The following is a 1,170-nucleotide window of genomic DNA, read 5'->3' on the forward strand; positions in this document are numbered from 1 at the left end:
TAGTCAAATTTGTTGGCGCGGAACAAAGAGAATTATAACTTACAATAGAATAATTATATTGTGCCACTGAAGTAGTACAATTAGAAGAACCGTGAATATAATATCGAATAACACCTGTATCTGAATTGGATTGCCAAAATAGAGGTGAACTCCCATAACCATTCGCTAAAACCAAAGAACCGTCTTCATTAGTAATGGTAATAAAGCCTGTATAACCATTGGATTGTTGATTTTGAAGAGAAGACACAAAAGTATAATACTTATTGGGTAGTATATTTACCTTGGCAAAGTGACCCGCACTAATACTTTGAATGGTTTCAATATTCCCCGAGTAATTGGGTGTAAAGGCTGAAACAGTTCCCGTTCCATTAGTACACTGTCCTAAAATTGTTGTTGAAAAAAAAAGAGCACTAGCAATTAAGACTATTGCAATTTTTTGGTGAAGATGATGGATAATAATCGCTTTCATTTTTATTCAGTTTTAAATGTTGTATTATAATACAGACCATAAAACTAAAGATTAAAAAAAAGCACCATAAGGTAAATGAACATTCGATATCCTTACATGAAAGTTTGCAGACTATTGCGGGAAATTCGTTTTAAGCGATAAGACTAAAGAGTGTCAATTAGTTCCAAAACTCTTTTTTTTGTGGATGTCAAAACGGAACTAATTTTTTGTCTTTCATCGCTATGGCATTTCTTTATTAGTCATTAAGAAACAATCCAAATGGCATCCATTGCTAAAATAAGTTAATCATCAATTACTATTATTTAGGTTATGAAAGTTATTTTTTGCCTGCTTTGTATAATAAAAAAACCACCAACTTGCGCCGATGGTTTTGAATTGAATTAAACCTTTTACTTATTTTGAAAAAGTCATTACAGCTTTTCTACCGCCTTGTTCGCTGGACAAAACCAGTTTTTCAGCCGTTAATTCTTCTACACTGATGGTTTCCGCTTTTTTGGTTTTATTGTCTGTAATAATAATTTTAGAATCTTCCTGTGTATAAGTTGCCGGCGTTTCCGGAACCATTGGGTTTTTGAAAGTCATCGTTCCGTCTGCATTGAAAGTATACACGGTTTCGGCAATCATTTTCTTTTTCATGTCTTCTAAGGCTTGCTCTTTGCCTTTTGGCGCTTCCATTCCTAAATCGATATCAGACAGTTTCC

At 33.6% G+C, this 1,170-nt stretch carries 2 protein-coding genes; both read right to left on the minus strand.

Translation table 11 applies throughout. The features are described 5' to 3' along the window. Window positions 1-469: hypothetical protein (locus tag C0512_RS15890; protein WP_290863337.1), on the minus strand; the 469-nt coding region annotated here is incomplete at its 3' end. Window positions 470-862: 393 nt separating this feature from the next. Continuing rightward, window positions 863-1,170 (minus strand): hypothetical protein (locus C0512_RS15895; RefSeq protein WP_290863339.1); only part of this gene is annotated, 308 nt, incomplete at its 5' end.

Source organism: Flavobacterium sp. (genome assembly GCF_013822155.1).
GTDB lineage: Bacteria > Bacteroidota > Bacteroidia > Flavobacteriales > Flavobacteriaceae > Flavobacterium.